22 protein-coding genes, 1 tRNA gene and 1 pseudogene are annotated in these 24491 nt (G+C 34.4%); 22 read left to right on the top strand and 2 right to left on the bottom strand.

From position 1 onward, the window contains the following. The first annotated feature begins 33 nt into the window (after window positions 1-33). The 7 genes and pseudogenes from ACGK9U_RS07805 to ACGK9U_RS07775 all read left to right on the top strand — a co-directional run bounded on the left by ACGK9U_RS07805 (window position 34) and on the right by ACGK9U_RS07775 (window position 8003). Entirely contained in the window at window positions 34-1509 is a 1476-nt protein-coding gene (locus ACGK9U_RS07805) for a polysaccharide lyase family 1 protein (protein ID WP_394465801.1), read from the top strand. An 11-nt stretch (window positions 1510-1520) separates the two neighbouring features. Beyond that, the gene (locus ACGK9U_RS07800) at window positions 1521-2861 is read left to right on the top strand and encodes a polysaccharide lyase family 1 protein (RefSeq protein ID WP_394465800.1); all 1341 of its coding nucleotides are present in this window, start codon (window positions 1521-1523) and stop codon (window positions 2859-2861) included. A gap of 110 nt (window positions 2862-2971) precedes the next feature. Next, window positions 2972-3043 (top strand): annotated as a pseudogene (locus tag ACGK9U_RS07795) (hypothetical protein); the annotation flags it as partial. Then, window positions 3040-3234, top strand: a complete 195-nt coding sequence (locus ACGK9U_RS07790; RefSeq protein ID WP_394465859.1) for a nucleoside hydrolase-like domain-containing protein — start codon at window positions 3040-3042, stop codon at window positions 3232-3234. The pseudogene ACGK9U_RS07795 and the gene ACGK9U_RS07790, both read left to right, overlap by 4 nt. Before the next feature lie 474 nt (window positions 3235-3708). Then, window positions 3709-4941, top strand: coding sequence for a T9SS type A sorting domain-containing protein (locus ACGK9U_RS07785; RefSeq protein ID WP_394465799.1), 1233 nt, complete (start codon window positions 3709-3711; stop codon window positions 4939-4941). A gap of 333 nt (window positions 4942-5274) precedes the next feature. Continuing rightward, the gene (locus ACGK9U_RS07780; protein ID WP_394465798.1) at window positions 5275-7104 is read left to right on the top strand and encodes a T9SS type B sorting domain-containing protein; all 1830 of its coding nucleotides are present in this window, start codon (window positions 5275-5277) and stop codon (window positions 7102-7104) included. Between the two features lie 35 nt (window positions 7105-7139). Then, window positions 7140-8003 (top strand): alpha/beta hydrolase fold domain-containing protein, encoded by an 864-nt coding sequence (locus ACGK9U_RS07775; RefSeq protein WP_394465797.1) that lies wholly within the window; start codon window positions 7140-7142, stop codon window positions 8001-8003. Window positions 8004-8369: 366 nt separating this feature from the next. Here ACGK9U_RS07775 and ACGK9U_RS07770 read toward each other — a convergent pair. Beyond that, window positions 8370-8444, bottom strand: a tRNA-Pro gene (locus tag ACGK9U_RS07770). Between the two features lie 231 nt (window positions 8445-8675). Between ACGK9U_RS07770 and ACGK9U_RS07765 the strand changes: the two genes are divergently transcribed. The 15 genes from ACGK9U_RS07765 (at window position 8676) to ACGK9U_RS07695 (ending at window position 23201) form a co-directional block, all read left to right on the top strand. After that, window positions 8676-10931 carry a TonB-dependent receptor domain-containing protein gene (locus tag ACGK9U_RS07765; RefSeq protein ID WP_394465796.1) on the top strand — a complete coding sequence of 752 codons (2256 nt, stop codon included), beginning with the start codon at window positions 8676-8678 and terminating at the stop codon, window positions 10929-10931. A gap of 23 nt (window positions 10932-10954) precedes the next feature. Next, window positions 10955-12079, top strand: coding sequence for a PQQ-dependent sugar dehydrogenase (locus ACGK9U_RS07760; RefSeq protein ID WP_394465795.1), 1125 nt, complete (start codon window positions 10955-10957; stop codon window positions 12077-12079). Window positions 12080-12089: 10 nt separating this feature from the next. Beyond that, window positions 12090-12491, top strand: a complete 402-nt coding sequence (locus tag ACGK9U_RS07755) for a c-type cytochrome (RefSeq protein WP_394465794.1) — start codon at window positions 12090-12092, stop codon at window positions 12489-12491. A 66-nt stretch (window positions 12492-12557) separates the two neighbouring features. Then, window positions 12558-13163, top strand: a complete 606-nt coding sequence (gene udk, locus ACGK9U_RS07750; RefSeq protein WP_394465793.1) for a uridine kinase — start codon at window positions 12558-12560, stop codon at window positions 13161-13163. Window position 13164: 1 nt separating this feature from the next. Continuing rightward, entirely contained in the window at window positions 13165-13488 is a 324-nt protein-coding gene (locus ACGK9U_RS07745; RefSeq protein WP_394465792.1) for a septum formation initiator family protein, read from the top strand. Then, window positions 13481-14869, top strand: a complete 1389-nt coding sequence (locus tag ACGK9U_RS07740; protein WP_394465791.1) for a methylmalonyl-CoA mutase subunit beta — start codon at window positions 13481-13483, stop codon at window positions 14867-14869. Before ACGK9U_RS07745 ends, ACGK9U_RS07740 begins: the two co-directional genes overlap by 8 nt. 35 nt (window positions 14870-14904) lie before the next feature. Then, a complete protein-coding gene (scpA, locus tag ACGK9U_RS07735; RefSeq protein WP_394465858.1) occupies window positions 14905-17028 on the top strand; it encodes a methylmalonyl-CoA mutase in 2124 nt (707 codons plus the stop codon). Between the two features lie 108 nt (window positions 17029-17136). Further along, window positions 17137-17901, top strand: coding sequence for a ParA family protein (locus ACGK9U_RS07730; RefSeq protein ID WP_394465790.1), 765 nt, complete (start codon window positions 17137-17139; stop codon window positions 17899-17901). A 2-nt stretch (window positions 17902-17903) separates the two neighbouring features. After that, complete coding sequence (locus ACGK9U_RS07725; protein ID WP_394465789.1) at window positions 17904-18815, top strand: ParB/RepB/Spo0J family partition protein; 912 nt, start codon at window positions 17904-17906, stop codon at window positions 18813-18815. Continuing rightward, window positions 18805-19419, top strand: a complete 615-nt coding sequence (locus tag ACGK9U_RS07720; protein ID WP_394465788.1) for a DUF5683 domain-containing protein — start codon at window positions 18805-18807, stop codon at window positions 19417-19419. The genes ACGK9U_RS07725 and ACGK9U_RS07720 overlap by 11 nt, the downstream gene beginning before the upstream one ends. Window positions 19420-19457: 38 nt before the next feature. Further along, entirely contained in the window at window positions 19458-20159 is a 702-nt protein-coding gene (dapB, locus tag ACGK9U_RS07715) for a 4-hydroxy-tetrahydrodipicolinate reductase (RefSeq protein ID WP_394465787.1), read from the top strand. Between the two features lie 20 nt (window positions 20160-20179). Beyond that, on the top strand, window positions 20180-20536 hold the full coding sequence (locus ACGK9U_RS07710) for a four helix bundle protein (RefSeq protein ID WP_394465786.1): 357 nt from the start codon (window positions 20180-20182) through the stop codon (window positions 20534-20536). Window positions 20537-20573: 37 nt separating this feature from the next. After that, window positions 20574-22181 (top strand): signal peptidase I, encoded by a 1608-nt coding sequence (gene lepB, locus ACGK9U_RS07705; protein WP_394465785.1) that lies wholly within the window; start codon window positions 20574-20576, stop codon window positions 22179-22181. Window positions 22182-22269: 88 nt separating this feature from the next. Further along, window positions 22270-22893: a WbqC family protein gene (locus tag ACGK9U_RS07700; protein ID WP_394465857.1), complete on the top strand. Its 624-nt coding sequence runs from the start codon at window positions 22270-22272 to the stop codon at window positions 22891-22893. Then, the gene (locus ACGK9U_RS07695) at window positions 22893-23201 is read left to right on the top strand and encodes a DUF6122 family protein (protein WP_394465784.1); all 309 of its coding nucleotides are present in this window, start codon (window positions 22893-22895) and stop codon (window positions 23199-23201) included. Before ACGK9U_RS07700 ends, ACGK9U_RS07695 begins: the two co-directional genes overlap by 1 nt. 109 nt (window positions 23202-23310) lie before the next feature. Here ACGK9U_RS07695 and ACGK9U_RS07690 read toward each other — a convergent pair whose 3' ends face one another. Beyond that, on the bottom strand, window positions 23311-24339 hold the full coding sequence (locus ACGK9U_RS07690; RefSeq protein WP_394465783.1) for an endonuclease/exonuclease/phosphatase family protein: 1029 nt from the start codon (window positions 24337-24339) through the stop codon (window positions 23311-23313). Between the last annotated feature and the right edge of the window lie 152 nt (window positions 24340-24491).

The following is a 24491-nucleotide window of genomic DNA, read 5'->3' as shown; positions in this document are numbered from 1 at the left end:
ATCAAATAAAATCAATAATTAACTGTAGCAGTTATGAACAAACATTTTTTAGAGCTAATAGCTTTTATATCATTTGTTTTCATAGGCAATTCCCAACAGCTTGCTTTTCCGGGTGCTGAAGGATTTGGAGCCTATTCTAAAGGCGGTAGAGGCGGACAAGTAATTGAAGTAACGAGTTTACTTGATGACCTAGATGGATCTATCGAGGGCAGTTTACGTTGGGCTTTCAAAAAGAATACTTCTGAACCCACAACCATTGTATTCAGGGTTTCTGGTATTATCAATTTAAAGGCTGAATTGAGAGGAAAGTTCACAAAAGGATTAACACTTGCAGGTCAAACGGCTCCAGGCGATGGCATTTGCATACGTGGCAATAAAGTTAACCTCGGAGGAAGTTCAAATTTAATAATCAGACATCTTCGCTTTCGTATTGGCTTACATGATGATGGCTCTTTTGTAGAAGGAGGTTCTCTCGGGCTTGAAAACGCCAATAATGTTATTATTGACCACTCCACTTTTGGATGGTCCGGCGAAGAAAACATGACCATGTACGATAACGATTTTACAACGGTTCAATGGTGTATCATACATGAAGGACTTTATGCTTCTGGCCATTCCAAAGGAGCGCGTAGTTATGGCGCACAATGGGGTGGACAAAATGCGACCTATCATCACAACCTTTTGGCGCATAATTACAGTAGAAGTCCAAGGTTTAACGGAAGTAAGCACCATGATAAAAATGTTAAATACGAGTATGTAAACAATGTGAATTACAACTGGGGAAAGGCCAACTCAGCCTACGGCGCTTATGTTGAAATAACAGATGGTACATATAACTGCAATTTTATAAATAACTATTATAAACCAGGACCTGCGCATCCAGGTAGTGAAAAATCGTTCTTTGCACAATCATCACATCATTCCATTCAAGGAGATTCCTTAATAGCCAGATGGTATATGCACGGAAATATTATGGAAGGTGATGCCAATAAAGCCTTAAACAATGATAATTCCCTTGGTTTAGATGCTGAATCTTATATGAAAGTTGGTGTATCTAGGTCGCAATTAATTGCAAAAAATGCTTTTCAAATGCCTCATAATCTTATTATAGAATCTGCAGAAGATGCTTATAAAAGTGTATTAACAAAAGCAGGTGCATTTCCAAGGGATAATATCGACAAGCGTATTGTTCATGAAGTAAAGACAGGAACTGCTTCAGGTAAAGGAACCAGTGCAAAATACAAGGACAAAAGAAAAGATAATGGTTATATAGAAAACCCTTTTTATGGTATCCAAAAAGGCATTATAGATAATCCCGTATTGGCTTTTGGCTCAAAAGCATATCCTGAATATAAAACTTACAATGTGCCTACGGACACAGACCATGATGGAATGCCTGATGCTTGGGAAAATAAAAACGGACTGGATCCAAAAAATGCCGAAGATAGAAACAATACGGGCAAAGACGGATATACTATGTTAGAACTATATTTAAATAGTATAAAATAAAACTAATTATTATGAGAAAATACATTTTTACCCTTTTGGCATTCACATTGTTTTTAACCTCTACATGGTCTCAACAACTCGCATTTCCTACAGCTGAAGGTTTTGGAGCTTATTCTAAAGGCGGTCGTGGAGGTCAAGTACTACATGTTACAAATCTTAATGACAATGGCCAAGGCAGTTTACGTTGGGCCATAAACCAACAAGGTCCACGTACTATTGTTTTCGATGTTTCTGGAACCATTGAACTAAAAAGCAGACTAGATATAAAAAACCCTTTTATAACAATTGCAGGTCAAACCGCACCAGGAGATGGTATTTGCTTAAAAGGAGAAACCCTAAAAATATTAACACACGACGTTATAGTTCGATACATTCGTGTTCGAGTTGGAGATGCAAAATTTAACATAGGTGGTAGCAATCAAGGTAAAGACGCTATCGATATTTCATTTGGTGAAAATATTATAGTTGATCATTGCTCAGTTAGTTGGAGCCTAGATGAAGCATTATCAACATCATCATATAAACCAACCCTTACTAAAGTTACCGTCCAATGGTGTTTTATTACAGAAGGCTTAAATCCTGACAATCATGGTTTCGGATCATTAATTCGAGGAACTAAAGGGGCTAAATACAGTTATTTATACAATCTATATGCCCATAACAAAGGTCGAAATCCACGTCCAGGGAATTACGACTCCAATCCTTATAATGAAGATCCCGAAGGACTACTACTTGATTTTAGAAATAATGTAATATACAATTGGGGAGGTGGACATGCAGGTTATAATGCAGACAAAAAAAGTGTTACTCGATTAAATTATGTAAATAATTATTTAATTGCTGGTGCAGACTCAAAAGCTACAGGATTTGCTTATTCAACTGGATCTCCATATAATCGTTCTTATTTTTCAAACAATTATTTTAATGATCAACTTCCAGAAAACCCTTGGGATTTAGTGAATTTTAATGCTAGTTGGACGGATGAAAATATTAAGAATTATAAACAGGACAAACCATTTGAATCTGGATTTTTAAAAAAAATAGATGCTAAATCTTCCTATCTTCTAGTATTATATAATGGTGGTGCAAGTTTGCCTAAAAGAGATGCTATTGACAATCGTATTGTAAGCGACGTAAAAAGCAGAAAAGGTAAAATCATTAAAAGTCAAGAAGATATTGGTGGATGGCCAGAATTAAAAAGCACCCCCGCTCCTATCGATACCGACCACGATGGCATGCCTGATGCATGGGAAAAGAAAAACAAACTAAATCCTAAAGATCCATCAGATAGAAATAACATTGGTAAAGATGGATACACCATGTTAGAAAAATATCTGAATTCGTTAGATTAACTTCAACAAAAACATAATTATTTATGACCAAACTTATTCAAAGATTGATTCTGTTGATATTCTTTGGAGTAAACCTTATTTAAGCTTAAGAAAAACCAAGGTTATTTGTACTTACCGATATTGGAGACGATCCAGATGATCAAATGTCAATGGTACGTTTAATAGTTTATCAAACTAAATAAATATTGAAGGCATTGTTGCTACAGAAGTACAAGATGAAGTAAATCCAAAACGTATAGAACAGATAGTTGAAGCTTACGGAAAAGTACGCAACAACCTAGAACTTCATGAGACAGGCTTTTCAGAAGCAGAATATTTAAAAAATGCATCTCTAAAGGAATTCCAATCGATGGAATGGATGGCGTGTAAGTGAAGGAAGGAATTCGCTAGGGTCGGAACTACTTATAAGAATTGCAGATAAAAAAGATTCAACACCTTTATAAGGTGAATGTCTAGGGAAGTGGACTTGCAAGAAAAAATCTGAACTTTTCATGTTCTAAATTTAGAACCAGTATCCTTTAAGCTTTTTTAACTAGCTTTTTAAAATATAAACACATCACTCCAAAATAATACTTAAAAAGTTAGATTTCCCATAAATACACGTTATCGTGGATAATTTGACTTTAATCTGTTATTTATCAGATAACTAATTGAATTATGACTATTTACAAACCTCTTCGGATAGTTTTAAAACCCTAAACAAAGGCAATTATGATAATTTTGGACAAAACTAATAGCAGAAAGTCTCATCCATTTTTTCTGCTTTTATTTTCACCCCATAACTACCTAAAATAGTACCTATTTGTGTTTTAAAAACTAAATTATAAACTAATTAAAACACAAAATCATGAAAAAATTTACATTATTATTAATGCTATCAGTATTACCTTTTTTTATTGAAGCACAAGTAACAAACACCACATTTAATGCCAATGTAGACGGCTGGATAGCAAGCGGTAACGCCGGTGCAACTGTAACTTGGGATGGTATCGAAGGCTCTGCAGCAGCTGGATCTCTTAAATTAATATCTATAGTATCAGGCGATAGAGCACAAAGTTCACCAAACACGCAACTTGTTCCATCAGATGGCAATTACACCCTTAAGTTTAAGGTTAAGGGCACAGCAGGCACTCAAATTCAGGGAAGTATATTTCAAGGATCTTTAATCTCTGGAAACACATTAACTTTAACAGGTGGGTGGGATGAATTTTCATCTGTCTTTACAGGTCTAACAACTGTAAATGCCAATATTAGATTTGTTGCAAAAACTGCAAGCAGTGTATATTATATCGATGATGTTCAGCTAATAGCTACAACTATAACTACAGAAAATAGTTTTGTGTTAAATCCTGACTTTGAAACTGGTATTGGTGGTTTAGACAATTGGTCACTAGGAGGACCAGATGCATCCTTAAGTTCTACCACTGGAAATGGGGGTGGTAATGCAGCACAGATAAATTTTGATCAAGATATAACAAATCAAAGTAATAATCTTTTAGAAAATATTGTTTTTGATTTTGGTAAAACTGTAAATCCATCTGAAATTAATGCTGCATTTGATGCCATGTCTAATAATACAGCTATAGAAATTCAAGTTACAATTAGAACTTTTGATGCAGCAGATGGAATAGTTGAAACTTTAAATGGTTCAGCTGAAAAGGTTGCAATAGCAAATACTTGGGAGTCTTTCACCTATAATAAAGGTATTACGCAACCGTTTAATAAAATTCTTTTTAGAATTAGAATTAAAGGTGCAGCTATGATGGGAGATAAAGTAGCTATAGATAACATAACTTCAAATTTTACATATTCAACCTTAGGAATTAACGACTTAGAGGCTAAAGACATTAATACTATGAGCTTGTACCCGAACCCCGCAAAAACTCTACTAAACATTAAAAGCTTACAAAATATAGCTTCAATTAGTGTTTATGATATTACTGGAAAGCAAGTTTTAACTTCTAATAAAATAACCAACAATCAATTAAATATATCAAATTTAAATAATGGGGTTTATTTAGTTCGTCTTGAAGATGTAAATCGCCATTACGAAGTTAAAAAACTAGTTGTGTCTAAATAAAAAGAATAAAATCAGCAATATCTCTAATATTGGGATGTTGCTGATTTCTCAATTCTCATATATTTAATTCCTACAATAAGTTAATACTTTTTGTTTTAAACACAAGAACCAACAAATTATAATGATGACCATATTAATTATAATTTCAGCGTTAGTTGCATCTAACTTTTTGCTTCTAAAAATTAGTTGTAATAAAAATAAATCTACACCAAAAGACTTAAAAAAACAAAACTTTAAGCTTACTCATCAGATTAAATTAAATAGCTACCATTTTAAACACAAACCAAAACTGACGCACGCTGAAAACCAAATACAATAAATTATACTTTATAAATGAAACTCCTAAAAAAAATAGGTTTAGTGCTAATTTATACGCTATCATTTTCAATGGGGTATTGCCAACAAGGTAATGGAAAATTTTGCTTAGATGCAGAACCTTTATGTGGTTCTAACCAATTTTCATATCCAAATACTTCTGGTTTTAATTTAGCTGAAAATGTACCGGATTATAGCTGTTTGGTTTTACAGCTAAACCCTTCTTGGTTTTATCTGCAAATTGCTCAAGAAGGAGATATTGAATTGAAAATTGAACAAAGCACCACAGCAGCAGGTTTCCCAGATTTAGATGTAGATTTTATTATATATGGACCATTTACTGAACCTACATCTGCTTGTGTACAGGATCTTACCACTTCAAATATAGTAGATTGTAGTTATAAACTAGATGTTGTTGAATATGCCAAATTAACAAATACAAAAGCTGGTGAATATTACCTCCTGCTTATTACTAACTTTTCTAGAAAACCAGGTTTTATAACAGTAACCCAAATTTCGGGAGCTGCAACCACTAATTGTGAATTGTTAAAAGACCCTATAATTTCTAATAAATGGGCATGTGAGGGTGAAACAATTACTTTAGATGCATCTTCTAGTCTAAACGCTGCATATTATAAATGGTATGAAGACGATGGTAGTGGAAATTATACCAGTATTGCCAACATCAATACCGCGCTACTTGATGTTACAGCAACAAATACTTACCGAGCGGATGCCTTTAATAGCAAAAACGTCCTTATAGAAAAATATGAATTCCATGCTATATTCAATCAAGTACCAATAGTGCCCAGTAATTTACAGGATTATACCATATGTGATAATTTAAATGCTAATGATGGCTTTGCTCAATTTGATTTAAGCACTAAAGACGCTGAAATTTTAAACGGGTTGGATCCCACTGTTTTTTCGGTTTCCTATTATGACAATTTAACTGACGCATATAAAGGTGTTAACGCATTGCTTTCAAATTATAATAATACAGCAAATTCTGAAGTTATATATACACGTATTGACAATATTGCATCAACAGCTATATGTTACGATGTTGGTTTATTCAACCTAAAAGTAAATTTGTTACCAGAATTTAATTTAGACACTGAATACATACTCTGTATTAACACCAATGGTACAGAAGAAACAGTAACGCCTCCAATAATTGACACGGGTTTAAATACAAATGATTTCAGCTTTATTTGGAGATTAAATAATCAAATAATACCCTTTGAAAACGATTCAAAATTAATACCAAAAATAGGCGGCAACTATAGTGTAGAAGCAACTAGCCTTAGCACTACATGTTCAAATTCATCAAACACTACTGTAATTGAAAGTGCTCCACCAACATTAATCACATCGGTTACTTCTAATGCATTTTCAAATATGCATACTATTGAAGCTATAGCTGATGGACAAACCCAGCAAGGATTTGAGTTCAGTTTAGATGGTGGTTTATGGCAAGATATGGGTAGTTTTAATAATGTTTCTTTTGGAGAACATATAATTTCTGCAAGAAGTATTGATGGTTGTGGCTTAAATCAGTCAACCGTTATGGTCATTGATTATCCACATTATTTCACACCAAATGGCGACAGCGTTCATGACCAATGGCATATTGTAGGATTACAAAATCAATTACAAGCAAAAATATATCTATTTGATAGATACGGAAAGTTGTTAAAGGAATTAAGGCCTTCAGGATCAGGATGGGATGGTACCTTTAATGGGGAATTACAACCAACAGGCGATTATTGGTTTATAGTTGAATATATAGAACCCCGTGATAGTTCATTAAAACAGTTTAAATCTCATTTTACATTAAAGCGATAGTATTTATTAATAATCAATTAAAAAAACTCAATTCTATGAAGCCACAAAAAAAAATATTCATAAGCAGTATTATTTTTATCATGTTGTTATCATGCTCAACTGAAAGTGTAGAAATTATTGAAAACACTTCAATTCCTTATAAAGAAATCCTTAATGTTTCTTATGGTACTGATAGTAAACAGGTATATGACATATATCTACCTAAAGACAGAAACTCAAATACTAAAGTCATGATTTTAGTTCATGGTGGTGGTTGGATTTCTGGCGACAAAAGTGACATGGAAATATTAAAAGATTTGTATAAACAGGATTTTCCTAATCTTGCAATAGTTTCAATTAATTACAGATTGGCAGACCAAAACAATCCACCTTTTCCAATGCAAATTAATGACATTACAGCTGTTATCAATCATTTAAAAAAGAATAAAGAAAATAATGTGATTTCTGATGAATTTGGATTTTTAGGTACTAGTGCTGGTGGTCATTTGGCTTTACTATGGAGTTATGCCTTTGACACACAAAAGAATATTAAAATGGTTGCAGGTATTGTAAGCCCTACTAATTTTACCGATGATGCCTATATAAACGCAACCAACCCCGAACTTAAACTGCTTTTAAGCATTTATGGTGTAAATACAAGTCCTGAGTTTTTAAAAGAAATAAGTCCATTACATAGAGCTAACGCCTCCTCACCTCCTACCATACTCTTTAATGGTGGCCAAGACCCACTTGTTCCTGTAACTCAAGGAACTGGATTAAGAGACCAATTAAACTCACTTGGGGTGATTAACGAATTTACTTTATACCCTAATGCTGGACATGGTTGGACTGAAGGAGTTGAATTGCTTCATACATGGAATAAATTAAAAACTTTCACGATTCTTTTTATGGCGCCATAGACTAAATGACTTGCTGTTAAATGCATAACATCCACATAAGAAAGTCCCATATAGCAACTGAATACAAATAGATCATTGATTGACTAGAATTGCAATAAAAAATTGAAAACAAACACTAAATTTAACTACAAATGAATCGATTTTGAGCACTTACTTTGCTATGCTCATTTTCACCCGCAAGTGGCTCACTTTGCCCCCTATCCTCTTCTTAAATTTAAAACAATTTTAGTGAAAGTGTGCACACCTAATTGCACATCTTTTTATTGAGGTTTTTTAATTTTATTTGATTTCAAATAAAATACATAAAAAAAAACACTAAAAATCAAAAGATTAACAGTATTTTAGCTTAACTTATCACTAAGTTCGTCGGGGTGGCAGGATTCGAACCTGCGACCTCCTGCTCCCAAAGCAGGCGCGATAACCGGGCTACGCTACACCCCGAAAAAATTAAAATTGGTAGTTTAGTTTATCTCGAACTTGTCGAGAGACTACACCACGTAGTTAGTTTTGTTCTAACGGGATGCAAATATACTTTTTTATACAATATACTAACTAAATATTTTATTTAATTTTAAAAAATCTATATTTACTTGTTAAATACAAAGCGACCTAAACTTTTCAAAACAAATAATGATCCAACCAAATTCCCTCATCTTGAAAAAGATATTCTTTTTGAGTATTTTTTTTATTAGTCTCACGCATGCGTATTCACAAGCGCTTCTAAAAGGCAAAATTATTGATAGCGAAACCAAAACTCCTATTGCTAACGTAACAATTAAAAACACACTAAACAACACCATTTACATTTCAAATAATTTAGGTGAATTTGAATTGCAAGAAGCTGGTAATTATCAATTCTCAAAAACAAGTTACCAAGAAAAAAGTGAACAGCTAAATACCGGTTTCTATATTATTCAATTAGAAATAAATCCTTCAAACTTAAAAGAGGTTTTAGTAAATGCAAATCATATTCCCCAAAACCTACAAAAAGCAAACACAACCATAGATATTATCACTTCTAAAGACATAGAACGCAGCAACACAACAAATGTTCTTGATATTTTAAACAGAGTTCCCAGTGTTTTCATGCAATCGGGTGCTTTGAACACCAATAAAATTTCGATTAGGGGTATTGGATCCAGAAATCTGTATGGCACTTCAAAAATCAGAGCTTACTTTCAAGATATTCCTTTGACTTCGGGAAACGGAGAAACAACCATTGAAGATTTTGAACTAGGTTCTATATCGCGTTTGGAAATTATTAAGGGTGCTGGTTCTAGTATTTATGGTGCGGGACTTGGCGGCACCATTCATTTAATACCTCAAAGTGCTTATCTAAATCAAACATCGGTACAAAGTGATGTATCTTTGGGATCTTTTGGACTCATGAAAAGTGTTTTTAATGTAAATCATGGCGCTAAAAAACATAGTTTTCGTGTTATTCACAGTAACACACATAGCGACGGATATAGAGATAACAATAATTATGACCGGCAAACAGTTACTATTAACACTAACCATTTTTTAAGCAATAAAGATGACATCACGCTTTTAGGTAGCTACGTAGATTTAAAAGGTTTCATACCCAGTTCCATTAATGAAAATGACTACCTAAACAATCCTAAAAAAGCCGCTTTCACTTGGGCACAAGCTAAGGGTTATGAAGATTCTAAACGCGGTATTTTGGGGCTTTCCTGGAATCATCAATACAGCAGCAACACAAAACAAATAACCAGCATTTTCACTTCTTTTAAAGATGCTTATGAACCAAGACCTTTTGATATTCTTACTGAAAACACCGCTGCCATTGGCATCAGAAGTCGTGTTTTAGGCACTTTTAAAAAACTAAATTGGACACTTGGTGGCGAGCTGTTTAAAGATTCATACAAATCGAGAAACTACAAAAACCTGTATCAAGATTTTCCCGCAGGAACCGGTAGTGTTGAAGGCGATAAGTTCTCAGATTTTAAAGAAGAACGAACCTATTACAACCTCTTTTTTGAAACCAATTACAGTCTTTCGGAAAAAACCACACTTTCCGTTGGATTGAATTTCAACAAAACTTCTTATGATTTATTGGATCGATTTATAACGGATGAAGGTCCAGACCAATCGGGAACGTATAGTTTCAAAGGCATGGTGTCTCCAAAATTTGGAATTTCGCATGTTTTCAATGATAACATCAATATATATTCGAATATAAGTCATGGTTTTTCGCCGCCTTCTACCGAAGAAACCTTACTTCCAGATGGCTTAATAAACACCAACATAAAACCCGAAACGGGTTGGAATTTTGAAATAGGTACACGCTCCACGTTCATCAACAATCGTTTACAATTTAATCTAGCTTTGTATCGATTAGATGTTCGTAATCTTTTAGTAGCCAAAAGAACGGGAGATGACCAATTTATTGGCATAAATGCTGGAAGAACCTTGCACAATGGCTTGGAAATGGTTTTAAAATACCAATGGATACAATCTGAAGCTATTTCATTAAGCCATTATCTTTCATATACACTTAATGATTTTAAATTTAAAGAATTTATTGATGATGGAAATAATTTTTCTGGAAACAAACTAACAGGTGTACCTTCAGAAGTTTTAAATACTGGTATAGACTTTGATACTAAATTAGGCGTGTACACAACCATTAATTATCAATATGTTGGACGTATTCCTATGACGGATAGCAACACGCTTTTTACCGATAGCTACAGATTAACCAACATCAAATTAGGCTACAAACATCAAATAAACAAAAACCTTAAATGGAATGCTTATTTTGGGCTAGATAATATTTTTGATACCCATTATGCATCACAAATACTAATTAATGCTACAGGTTTTGGTGGTACCGCACCTAGATATTATTATCCAGGTAACACTGTTAATTATTACACCGGAATAAACATAAGTTATCTATTTTAACTAAATTTAAACAAAAAAAAAACATGAAACAGTTTCATTTAATACTCACGGTAGCTTTAATTTCCTTAATGGCATGCGCGCAGCAAACGGAATCTACAATAAAAGCACTAGACCCTGAAACCTTAAACTATACAACAGAATTAGTGGTTGGAGATATAAACATCCCTTGGGGTATGGCTTTTTTACCCGATGGCAGCATGCTAATTACTGAAAAAGCCGGTGAACTTATCCATTTTAAAAACGGACAAGAGCAATTGATAGCTGGTGTTCCCGATATTTATGTGCGTGGTCAAGGTGGTTTTATGGGTATCAAACTACACCCAAACTATGAAACTAATGGTTGGATTTATTTCTCTTACGCTTCCGCGGAAGGTGAAGGCGATGGAGGTAATACGGCCATTATGCGAGCAAAAATTAACAACAACACTTTAGTTGAAAAAGAAGTACTTTATAAAGCAGAACCAAATACAAAAAAGGGGCAGCATTTTGGTTCGCGTATTGAATTTGACAATGATGGTTATTTATATTTCTCTATTGGTGAACGTGGAGAACGTGATATAAATCCGCAAGACCTTACGCTAGACTGCGGTAAAATTTACAGACTTCACGACGATGGTAGAATTCCAGAAGACAACCCATTTGTTAATACCCCTAAAGCAAAAAAAGCCACTTATAGCTATGGACACCGAAATCCACAAGGCCTTATAAAGCACCCAGAAACAGGAGACATTTGGGAGCACGAACATGGTCCACAAGGCGGCGATGAAATTAACATTGTACAAAAAGGAAAAAACTTTGGTTGGCCTGTTATTTCCTATGGTATTAATTATAGTGGCACTTCTTTTACCGATATTACTGAAAAAGAAGGCATGGAACAACCTGTTTTTTATTGGGTTCCATCCATCGCACCAAGTGGTATGGCGTTTGCAACATCAAACAAATACCCCGATTGGAAAGGAAATATTTTAGTTGGTTCGCTTAAATTCGAATATTTGGAACGTCTTGTTTTAAAAAATGGCAAGGTTGTTAAGCGTGAAAAATTGTTTGAAAAAATTGGTCGCGTTAGAGATGTTGTTCAAGCGCCTGATGGCTACATTTACATAGCCGTAGAAGGCAAAGGTATCTTTAAAATAGTCCCTAAAAATTAATTATAAAACTATGAAATCAACCCTATTAACCTTATTTGTTACACTTTCAATCATATTTACAAGTAATTCTCAAACCAGTGCTTTAAAATCGAGCATGGAACGTGGTGAAGAAATCTACACCGATTTTTGTATATCATGCCATTTACCTAACGGAAAGGGTGTTGAAAAAGTGTATCCGCCGTTGGCAAATTCCGATTATCTTCTAAAAAACAGAGAAGCAAGCATTAAAGCCATTAAATTTGGAATGCAAGGTGAAATTACCGTAAACGGAAAAAAATACAACAGTGTAATGGCACCTTTGGGTTTAAGTGATGATGAAGTAGCCGATATTATGAACTACATTACCAATAGTTGGGGCAATAAAAACGACAAAATAGTAACCGAAGCCGAAGTTTCAAAAGTCAAAAAATAAAATAAGAGCCCCATTAATTGACTTTCATTTTAACTAACTTTGTAACGGGTTAAAACAAAATTGCACATGCTTATTATAGGAATTGCTGGAGGGACAGGTTGTGGCAAAACAACTGTTGTAAATCAGATACTTAACGAACTTCCAGAAGGTGAAGTTGGGGTTATTTCACAAGATTCTTATTATAAAGATACCACGCACTTAAGTTACGATGAACGCATAAAAATAAATTTTGATCACCCAAAGTCTATCGATTTTGAACTTTTGGAAAGTCATCTTAAAGATTTAAAAAAAGGCCTTCCTGTACACCAACCCGTCTATTCTTTCGTTAAACATAATAGAACCAGCGACACTATTTTAACGCACCCTAGAAAAGTAATGATTGTGGAAGGTATTTTAATTTTAACGCATCCCGAATTACGCAATATGTTCGATATAAAAATTTTTGTGCATGCCGATACCGATGAACGTTTAATAAGAAGATTAAAGCGCGATATTTCAGAACGTGGCAGAGATTTAGATGAAGTGTTAACACGTTACCAAACCACATTAAAACCCATGCACGACCAGTTTATAGAACCTATGAAAGAGTACGCAGACATCATCATACCAAACAATAAGCACAACACAGTAGCCGTAGATATTGTTCGAACCATTATAAACAACACGTTGTAAAATGACGTTTTTTAAGCACAAAATATTCAAACCGTTTAAAAATATATTCATACTTATATTGGCCGTATTTATTGTTTGGATGCTTTTTTTCGATGCCAATTCCTGGTTAATCCATCATGAATTGAATACTGATATTGATGCTTTAGAAAGTGAAAAAGAATACTATAAAAAAGAAATAGAAAAAGATAATAAGGCCATTAAAACTTTAAGTACAGAAGAAGGTTTGGAGAAATTTGCACGCGAAGAATATTATATGAAACGTGACAATGAAGAAATTTATATTATTGAATATGAAGATAGCCTAAAAACCGATAAAGATGAGTAATGGCCTGTTTAATGAATTTGATGGTGTTTCCGCAAAACAGTGGAAACAAAAAATCCAGTTCGATTTAAACGGCGCTGACTATAACGAAACGCTTATTTGGAAAAGCAACGAAGATATTTCGGTAAAACCTTTTTACAATGCTGAAGATTTTAAAGAACTCCCCGAAGTTTCAAACACCAAAGCAACCCAATGGAACATTTGCCAAACCATTTTTGTAGCTAACGTTGAAAAATCCAATAAAAAAGCTTTAAAATCTATTGAACGAGGTGCAGAAAGCATCAAATTCATCATTCCAAATCCAGATATTCCGGTTTCAGATTTACTTAAAAACCTTGATAACATTCCTGTTTTTTTTGAACTTCAATTTCTTTCTGAAGAATTCATAAACAAACTAAACGAAAGTTACCTTAAGCGCAATCGAAAGGTCGCTTCTGAAAACGAAATTAGCATTCAAACCGACATTATTGGAAACCTTGCTAGAACGGGCAATTGGTTCAAAAATTTAAATGATGATTTCTCAAAATTCAAATCAATAGTCAAAAAAAACAAATCTTTTAATGTAGACACCACGTTATACCAAAATGCTGGTGCCAATATGGTGCAACAATTGGCTTATGCCCTAGCACATGCCAATGAATACCTAAATACTTTTGACAATAGTTTTGACCAAGAAACCAAACAAGATTTAAAAATAACCTTTGATGTTTCGGTTGGATCCAATTACTTTTTTGAAATAGCAAAACTGCGTGCTTTAAGGTTGCTTTGGAACACATTGGCTTCGGAATATGAATTAAACCCAAATTGCAACATTTTTGCCATTCCTACAAAACGCAACAAAACCATTTACGATTATAATACCAATATGCTTCGCACAACGACCGAATGCATGAGTGCCGTACTTGGTGGTGCCGATACCATTTGCAATTTGCCATACGATGTTATTTACAAAAAAGCCAATGCTTTTAGCGAGCGCATCGCACGGAATCAGCTTTTAATTTTGAAACATGAAAGCTATTTTAACACAGTAAATAATCCTGCCGATGGTGCTTATTATATTGAAACCTTAACCCATCAACTTGCCGAAAAAGCGCTTAGTTTATTTAAAGATATTGAAGCCAATGGTGGCTTTTTAAAACAATTAAAAGAAGGCACCATTCAACGAAAAATAAAAGAAAGTGCCCATAAAGAACAACAACAGTTCGATGCTGCCGAAATAATTTTATTGGGCAGTAACAAACATCCAAACTCTAAAGATGAAATGAAAAACGAATTGGAACTTTATCCATTTGTAAAAACACATCAAAGAAAAACATTAATAGAGCCTATTATTGAAAAACGATTGGCTGAAAATCTAGAGCAGATTAGACTTAAAAGTGAATAAGCCTGTGTTATTATTTTACAAAAAATGATTTTATGATGTCTAGAAAAAATCTTCAGCATATTATTTTAAAGACGGAAGACGGAAGACAAAAGAAACCTACTTTTGAAACTTTTACAACCTCTGAAGGCATTGATGTAAAATCAACTTATTCAAAACAGGACATTGAACATTTAGAACATATAAATTTTGCCGCTGGTATATCGCCATACCTACGTGGACCTTATAGCACCATGTACCTTCAAAAACCATGGACTATAAGGCAATACGCAGGTTTCTCAACAGCCGAAGACAGTAATGCTTTTTACAAACGTAACCTAGCAGCAGGGCAAAAAGGACTCTCCGTTGCGTTTGATTTAGCAACACACCGCGGTTACGATAGCGACCACGAGCGTGTACAAGGTGATGTTGGAAAAGCAGGAGTAGCCATTGATTCCGTGGAAGATATGAAAATTCTCTTCGATCAAATTCCACTCGATAAAATGAGTGTTTCCATGACCATGAACGGCGCTGTTTTGCCCATTATGGCATTCTATATTGTAGCAGCTGAAGAACAAGGCGTAAAATCAGAACAGCTTTCTGGCACCATTCAAAACGATATTTTAAAAGAGTTTATGGTGCGTAACACCTACATCTACCCACCTACGCCATCCATGAAAATCATTTCGGATATTTTTCAATATTGCAGTAAAAACATGCCAAAATTCAATAGTATTAGTATTTCGGGGTACCATATGCAGGAAGCCGGTGCCACTTGCGATATTGAACTCGCTTACACCTTAGCAGATGGTTTGGAATACGTTAGAAAAGGACTCGATGCAGGTATGGATATCGACACCTTTGCTCCACGACTTTCCTTCTTTTGGGCCATTGGCATGAACCATTTTATGGAAATTGCCAAAATGCGAGCCGCACGCATGCTTTGGGCCAAATTGGTAAAACAGTTCAAACCTAAAAATGAAAAATCCTTATCACTGCGCACCCATTGCCAAACGTCTGGATGGAGTTTAACAGAGCAAGATCCTTTCAATAATGTGGCAAGAACCACTATTGAAGCTGCTGCTGCCATTTTTGGTGGCACACAAAGTTTGCATACCAATGCCTTAGACGAAGCTATGGCGTTACCTACCGATTTTTCAGCACGTATTGCACGTAACACCCAACTATTTTTACGCGACGAAACACAAATAACAAAAACCGTAGATCCATGGGCGGGAAGTTATTACGTTGAAAAATTAACGCACGATATAGCTAAAAAAGCTTGGGATTTAATCGAAGAAATTGAAGCTTTAGGTGGTATGACCAAAGCTATTGAAGCAGGCATTCCAAAAATGCGCATTGAACAAGCAGCAGCAAAAAAACAAGCACGTATCGATTCCAATCAAGATATTATTGTGGGGGTTAATAAATTCAAGCTTACAAAAGAAGATACTATTGTAACACTTGAAATAGATAATGAAACTGTACGCAAACAACAAATTGAGCGGTTAAAAACCATTAAAACTAAAAGAAATACAGAAAAGGTTAACGAAGCTTTATCAAAATTAACCGAAGCAGCACGTACAGGACAAGAAAATTTACTAGCTTTAGCTATTGAAGCAGCTCGAGAACGCGCCACACTTGGAGAAATTAGCGATGCACTTGAAGTGGTATTTGGACGTTATAAAGCTGAAATAAAATCGTTTTCTGGTGTGTATAGTAAAGAAATAAAAGATGATGCTTCCTTTAAAAAAGCACAAGAACTAGCCGATATTTTTGCAAAACAGGAAGGCAGGAGACCCCGTATCATGATTGCTAAAATGGGACAAGATGGCCATGACCGAGGTGCTAAAATAGTAGCAACAGGTTATGCTGATGTTGGTTTTGATGTAGATATTGGACCGCTTTTTCAAACACCCCAAGAAGTAGCTAAACAAGCTATTGAAAATGATGTGCATATTTTAGGCATTTCGTCGCAAGCAGCTGGCCATAAAACATTGGTTCCGCAAGTTATTGCTGAACTTAAAAAATACGGGCGTGGTGATATCATGGTTATTGTTGGAGGCGTAATACCCAAACAGGACTATCCATTTTTACTAAATACCGGTGCCACGGCAGTATTTGGCCCTGGTACAAAAATCAGCGAAGCAGCTATACAGATTTTAGAGATTTTGATTGGCTAAATCAAGGAATTCATTTTTCTTCATTTTATTTAATCCAATGTTTATAATTTGAGTTTTTATTCCTCATAAATAATTGTATTTTTACCGTTCATAAAACCAAATCATTTAATGGGTAAAATCATTGCAATTGCAAATCAAAAAGGAGGCGTTGGAAAAACAACAACATCCATAAATTTAGCCGCCTCACTTGGCGTTCTGGAAAAAAAAGTATTACTTATTGATGCTGACCCTCAAGCAAATGCAACTTCTGGAATAGGACTCGATGTAGAATCTGTTGAAATAGGTACCTACCAACTTTTAGAACATTCTAGTTCGGCAAAAGATGCTATTTTAAAAACAGAAACACCTAATTTAGATATCATTCCAGCACACATAGACTTAGTAGCTATTGAAATAGAATTAGTTGATAAGGAGTCTAGAGAGTATATGCTAAAAAAAGCTTTGGCAGAAATTAAAGACGATTACGATTATATTTTAATTGATTGCGCGCCGTCTTTAGGCTTGTTAACACTAAATGCCTTAACAGCTGCCGATGCCGTAATTATACCAATACAGTGCGAATATTTTGCACTGGAAGGATTAGGAAAACTTTTAAACACCATAAAAAGTGTTCAAAAAATACACAACCCAGAATTAGACATAGAAGGTTTGTTGCTAACTATGTACGATTCACGCTTAAGATTGTCCAACCAAGTGGTTGAAGAAGTTCAAAAACATTTTAACGACATGGTATTTCAAACCATTATACAACGAAATGTAAAGCTTAGTGAAGCGCCAAGTTATGGAGAAAGTATTATTAACTACGATGCGTCTAGCAAAGGAGCTTCTAACTACTTAAGTTTGGCAAAAGAAATTATCAATAAAAACGCTTAAATATGGCTAAGGCAATAAAAAAACAAGCTTTAGGAAGAGGATTATCTGCACTTTTAAAAGACCCTGCGAACGATATTCAATCGGCGCAAGATAAAAATGCTGATAAAGTTGTGGGAAATATTATTGAATTAGATATTGAATTTATTGAAGTTAACCCATTTCAACCCCGTACTAATTTTAGTGAAGAATCTTTACGTGAATTAGCTTCATCTATAAAAGAATTAGGCATCATTCAGCCTATTACCGTTAGAAAACTAGGCTTCAACCAATACCAATTGGTTTCAGGTGAGCGTCGTTTTAGGGCTTCTAAATTATTAGGTTTAGAAACCATACCTGCGTATATACGTATAGCAAACGACCAAGAATCGCTAGAAATGGCGCTGGTTGAAAACATTCAACGCCAAGATTTAGACCCTATCGAAATCGCTTTATCATACCAACGTTTAATTGACGAAATCAATTTAACGCAAGAACAGATGAGCGAGCGCGTTGGCAAAAAACGTTCTACCATTACCAACTATTTACGTTTATTAAAGTTAGACCCCATTATTCAAACCGGTATGCGCGATGGCTTTATTTCCATGGGACATGGCCGTGCTTTAATTACGGTAGAAGACCCTACAATTCAATTAGATATTTACGAAAAAGTGCTTTCAAACGAACTATCGGTTAGAGATACTGAAAGTTTGGTTCGCAACTACAATACCACTCAAGAAGTAAAAGTAGCTCCCAAAAAAGAAGATAGTGGTGAAACGCCTTCGCACATAAAAGATGGTATTAAAGCATTTTCAGAATACTTTGGGCATAAAATAGACGTTAAAGTCTCTAAGAATGGAAAAGGAAAAATCACTATTCCTTTTCATTCTGAAGAAGATTTTAATCGTATTAAAAAATTAGTTGAAGGTGCCAAATAAACTCTTTATAGCTACTCTATTTTCACTAATATTTTGCTGCTTGGTAACAGCACAAGAAAAAAAGGATAACAAAAGGGAGATATCTGAAGCCATTGTAGCTGACTCTATTGTAGAAATTAAAAACCCCTACAATCCACTTTCTCCTGCAAAAGCTGCTTTCTATTCGGCTGTTTTACCAGGTTTAGGACAAGCTTATAACAAGCGTTATTGGAAAATCCCCATTGTTTATGGAGGATTGGCAACTGGTATCTATTTCTACACAAACAATAATAAAGAATACAACCGCTATAGAGAGGCCTACAAAAGTAGATTAGCAGGTTTAAGAACCGATGAGTTTTATTTTGATTCTCAAGGCAATCAATTAACTACACCTCGAGTTTCAACCGATGGTTTACAACGCGGACAAAAGTTTTATAAAAAAAACAAAGAGATTTCACTTTTGGTAACGCTAGGTATTTACGCACTAAATATTATAGATGCCAATGTAGATGCACATTTAATGCAATATAATGTAGATGAAAACCTATCTTTGGCACCACATTTTATAATCAATGAGATTGATGCAACAAGCAATCTCGGATTAACTTTAAATTTTAAATTTTAGCCCATAATGGGCATTTTGCAAATTAAAACTATAAATAAATGAAAATAGCTTTACTTGGATACGGGAAAATGGGAAAAACCATCGAGCAAATTGCTATTAAACGCGGACACACCGTTGTTTTAACCGTAGATAAAGATGATGAAGGTTACGACATTACAAAAGCCGATGTAGCCATTGATTTCAGTATTCCAACGGTGGCTTTTAATAATATTTCAAATTGCATAAACAACGGCGTTCCCGTAATTTCTGGAACAACGGGTTGGTTAGAAAATTATGACAATGCAGTTGCTTTGTGCAAAGAAAAAAAGGGAGCGTTTATCTATGCTTCAAATTACAGTTTAGGTGTTAACATCTTTTTCGAGCTTAATAAAACCTTGGCTAAAATGATGAGCACTTTAAAACAGTATAACGTATCTATGGAAGAAATCCATCATACACAAAAACTGGATGCGCCAAGTGGAACCGCTATTTCTTTAGCGAATGATATTATCTCAAATAACGCCAACTACGATGCATGGAAATTGGACGAAGCCGCTGAAAAAACCATTCCCATTGTAGCAAAGCGTATTGAAGATGTTCCTGGAACTCACACCGTTAATTATGAAAGTGAGGTAGATACTATTACTATAGAACACGTAGCACATACTCGTCAAGGTTTTGCCTTAGGCGCTGTAATTGCTGCTGAATGGATTGTTGGTAAAACAGGCGTTTTTACTATGAACGATGTGCTAGGCCTTTAATGTCTAATGTTAATTGAATAATGGTTAATAACTTAAAGGAAAGAACTAAAATATTTGCACATGATTGTGTTAAACTTTCAATTTCTCTTCCTAACACTTTTCTTGGAAACCATATAAAAGGACAATTAATAAGATCATCAACTTCTGTAGCGGCTAATTACAGAGCAACTTGTATTGCACAATCTAAAAAAAGTTTTATTTCTAAAATAAGCATTGTTATTGAAGAAGTTGATGAAAGCCATTTTTGGATTGAATTTATTATTGATGAGGGCTTAATCCCAGAGGAAACTTGTAAATCTTTGTTAAATGAAGCAAATCAATTGACTAAGATTTTTATTTCATCTAGAAAAACTGCAAATTTGAACGCTAATAATTAATCAATTGTCATTAGACAATTATCAATAAAATAGAATTATGACTTTGATGCAATGGTTTATTTTCATCTTAATTATTCAAGTAATACATGGTTTAGGTACTTGGAAATTATACATTAAAGCAGGAAAACAAGCATGGGAAGCCTTTGTACCTGTGTATAATGGTGTTGTTTTAATGAAAATCATTAATCGTCCGTGGTGGTGGGTCATTCTTTTATTTTTACCCATAGTTAACCTCATTATGCTAGCTGTTGTTTGGGTAGAAACCGCTAGAAGTTTTGGCAAAAACGCGCATTTAGATACTTTTTTATCCGTTATAACTTTAGGTTTTTATAATTATTACTTAAACTATGCCACCGATGTTAAATACATTGAAAATAGAAGTTTACAACCTAAATCCACGAGTGGTGATTGGACAAGTTCAATATTATTCGCTATTGTAGCCGCTACTATAGTTCACACCTATTTTATTCAACCGTTTACCATTCCGTCATCATCTTTAGAAAAATCGTTGTTGGTGGGCGACTTTCTTTTTGTTAGCAAATTTCATTATGGTGCCAGAGTACCCATGACAACCGTTGCTGCCCCTATGGTGCATGATACTATTCCAAAACGAATAAAAATTAAAGGAATAAAGATCCCAATTCCTTTTGGTGGTAAATCTTATTTATTTGATGACCATAAAGGAAGTAGTTCTTGGAAAAACAAACTTCAACTACCTTACCTTAGAATTCCTGGGTTTGAAGACATAGAAAGAAACGACATTGTAGTTTTCAACCAACCAGCCGATACACTGTTGGATATGAACGATTTTCATCCAGACAGAAATTATTACAAGCCTATCGACAAAAAAACTAATTTAGTAAAACGTTGTGTAGGTGTTGCTGGTGATTCTTTAGAAGTTCGCAATGGTTTTGTTTACATCAACGGAAAGAAAAATGAATTACCAGATAGAGCGCATTTACAATTTAGCTACTACGTACAGCCAAAAACATCGCAATTCAATCCGCTTTTCCTAAAGGAACGTTATGATATTACAGATGGTTTCGGCATTATAAACGACCAAAACACCTATTATTTCTCAGCGATTTCAGATGAAGCTTTAGCTAAATTTAAAGACAATCCTAACGTAGTAAGCATCACACCAAATATTCAAGAAAAAGGTGTTAGAGATGCAAATATTTTTCCGCACGACCCAAATTATAATTGGAATGTAGATTTTTTTGGTCCGTTATATATACCAGAAAAAGGAAAAACCATCAATATTGATTTAAAAGTTTTACCACTTTACAAACGTGTTATTACCGAATACGAGGGCAATACATTACAGGTAAAAGGCAATCAAATTTTAATCAATGGTGAAGTAGCCACTACCTATACCTTTAAACAAAATTATTATTGGATGATGGGTGATAACCGCCACAATTCCATAGATGCCAGAGCTTGGGGCTTTGTACCTTTCGACCACGTAGTGGGGAAACCTGTATTTATTTGGATGAGTTGGGATGGAAAAAAACCACGTTGGGAACGTTTCTTTACAACCGTTAGTGGTGAAGGCAAAGCAACGTCATACCTTATTCCGTTTCTTGTATTATTGTTAGGATGGATTGGTTTTAACAAATGGAGAGCGAGGAAGAAGAGTAGTTGATTGTCATTCCTGCGAAAGCAGGAATCCATTTTAGAATAATTCAGATTCAATGAAAGAGATTCCTGCTTTCGCAGGAATGACAGAACAAATGAACATTATATTACACCCCACATACTTTCCAAACATAGCACATTTTGTTGCCATAGCAAATGCCGACCATGTGATGTTTGAGGTTGATGATAATTTTTTAAAGCAAACCTACCGAAACCGTAGCTATATTTACAGTGCCAACGGCAAACTCGCTTTAAACATTCCTGTTGTTCATACGCAGAAAAACAGACAAAAATATCGGGATGTTAGAATTTTCAATGAAACCAAATGGCAGGATTTACATTGGAAATCGTTACTTTCAGCCTACAGAACCTCACCCTTTTTTGAATATTATGAAGATGAACTTCAACCGCTATTCAACATAAAAGCCGATTATATTTTAGACTATAATTTAAAGTGTTACGAGGTTATTTGCGAATGCTTGCAATTGGATATACAGACTTCAAAATCTAAAATTTATCAAAAGGAGATTGCTAATGCTACTGATTTTAGGCCCTTAGTGAACGCTAAGAAAGAGCAGCCACAACAATTTGATACTTACACCCAGGTTTTTAGTGATAAGCACGGATTTATCCCTAATTTAAGTATTTTAGACTTGCTTTTTAATGAAGGGCCAAACGCACTTAATTACTTAGAATCTCAAACCATAACCCTTCAATAATGTTACAAACTGTAGCACATTACGGTTGCCACTTTTTATTACCGCTTGCGGTTGCTTTGGTTTTTTATAAACAGAATTGGAAATACGCCTACCTCATCATGGTTTTAGGTATGCTGATTGATTTGGACCACTTATTGGCAAACCCTATTTTCGATCCAAACCGGTGTAGTATAGGGTTTCATCCTTTACACTCTAGTTTAGCGATTTTGTTTTATATATTTTTATGCTTCCCTAAGAAGTCTCGCTTGGTGGGTTTGGGTTTGGTAATCCATATTATTGCTGATACGGTAGATTGTGCTTTGATGTAATTTCAAGTTGCAAAGTTTCAAAGAATCAAAGTGATTTCGTTAAAAAGTTTAACGGGTAAGTATTTTGGATTTCTGAATAAAAACTGTGACTGAATACTGCGACTGTAGACTATTCTTTATCCAAACTTAAAGTTGCCATTAAAGGATAATGATCGGAGTAATGCTGATTGTAAGACTTGAAACCATTTACTGAAAAAGCTTTGTCGGAAAAAATATAATCGATGCGAACTGGGAAAAATTTGAATTCATAAGTACGTCCAAAACCATTTCCTGCTTCTTTAAATGAATCATTTAAATTGCCCTTAATTTTTCGGTATACATAAGAATACGCTGTGTTATTAAAGTCGCCACAAATAATCATCTTATAATGACATTGTTTTTGATGTTCTAAAAATATCTCCGATTGAAATTGTTGACGCTTGAATGTATTTTCAACCTGTTTAAAAATACGGGAAGTACTTTCCTGTTTAAGCTTTTCTACATCGGTATCAATTTTTAACGATTGCAGATGTAGGTTGTAAACCCTAATCGTGTCTTTTCCCTTTACAACATCGGCAAAAATGGCATTGTTGTATGTATTTGGAAATTCTAAAGAACCCGAATTGACAATAGGAAAATTAGAAAAAATGGCTTGACCCGTGAGTATTTTTTTTCCTGACACTTTTTCAAACTTGTACTTATAAAAAGAAAAATCAGTATTTGGATTCGGGCGGTAATCTTGAATACACAAAATATCTGGTGCTTCGGTTTTAACGAAATCAACTATTTTGGTTTCTATGTTTTTTTCAGGAATCCAATCATACAGATTAAACAATCGTACATTGAAATTCATCACTTTTATATTATTCGGATTTTCAACTTTTTTTGATTCTGAGAACTTGTAAAGGGAACCAAAAACCATTTGCCCTACAAGAAGCGCTACCAACGATATGAAAAGTTGCTTTCTTATGCCAATTAACCAATACAAAAAAAACAACACATTCAATAAAATTAAAAAAGGCACGCCCAAACTAAGTACCGATAACACTGAAAATGCGCGTGGTGACAAAAATGGCAATGCATAAGCTAGTAATAGAACAATAGCAACCAAAATATTGATGACGTAGATGATTTTATTTATCCCTTTCAGTTTTTTCATGTTCTATTTGTTGACCGATGACTGATGACCGATTATTGCTGGCTTATGAACAAAATTTTATTTCAAACTATTTCTAAATGATATCATCATGTTCATTAAATGAAACGACTCATTGTAATATTTACAAACTCTTCAAGCGATTTTCAAATTTG

Origin of the sequence: Mariniflexile sp. HNIBRBA6329 (assembly GCF_043558645.1) — a bacterium.
GTDB lineage: Bacteria > Bacteroidota > Bacteroidia > Flavobacteriales > Flavobacteriaceae > Mariniflexile.
The sequence above is the reverse complement of the archived record's forward strand: the minus strand, read 5'-3'. Positions and strand labels throughout refer to the sequence as shown.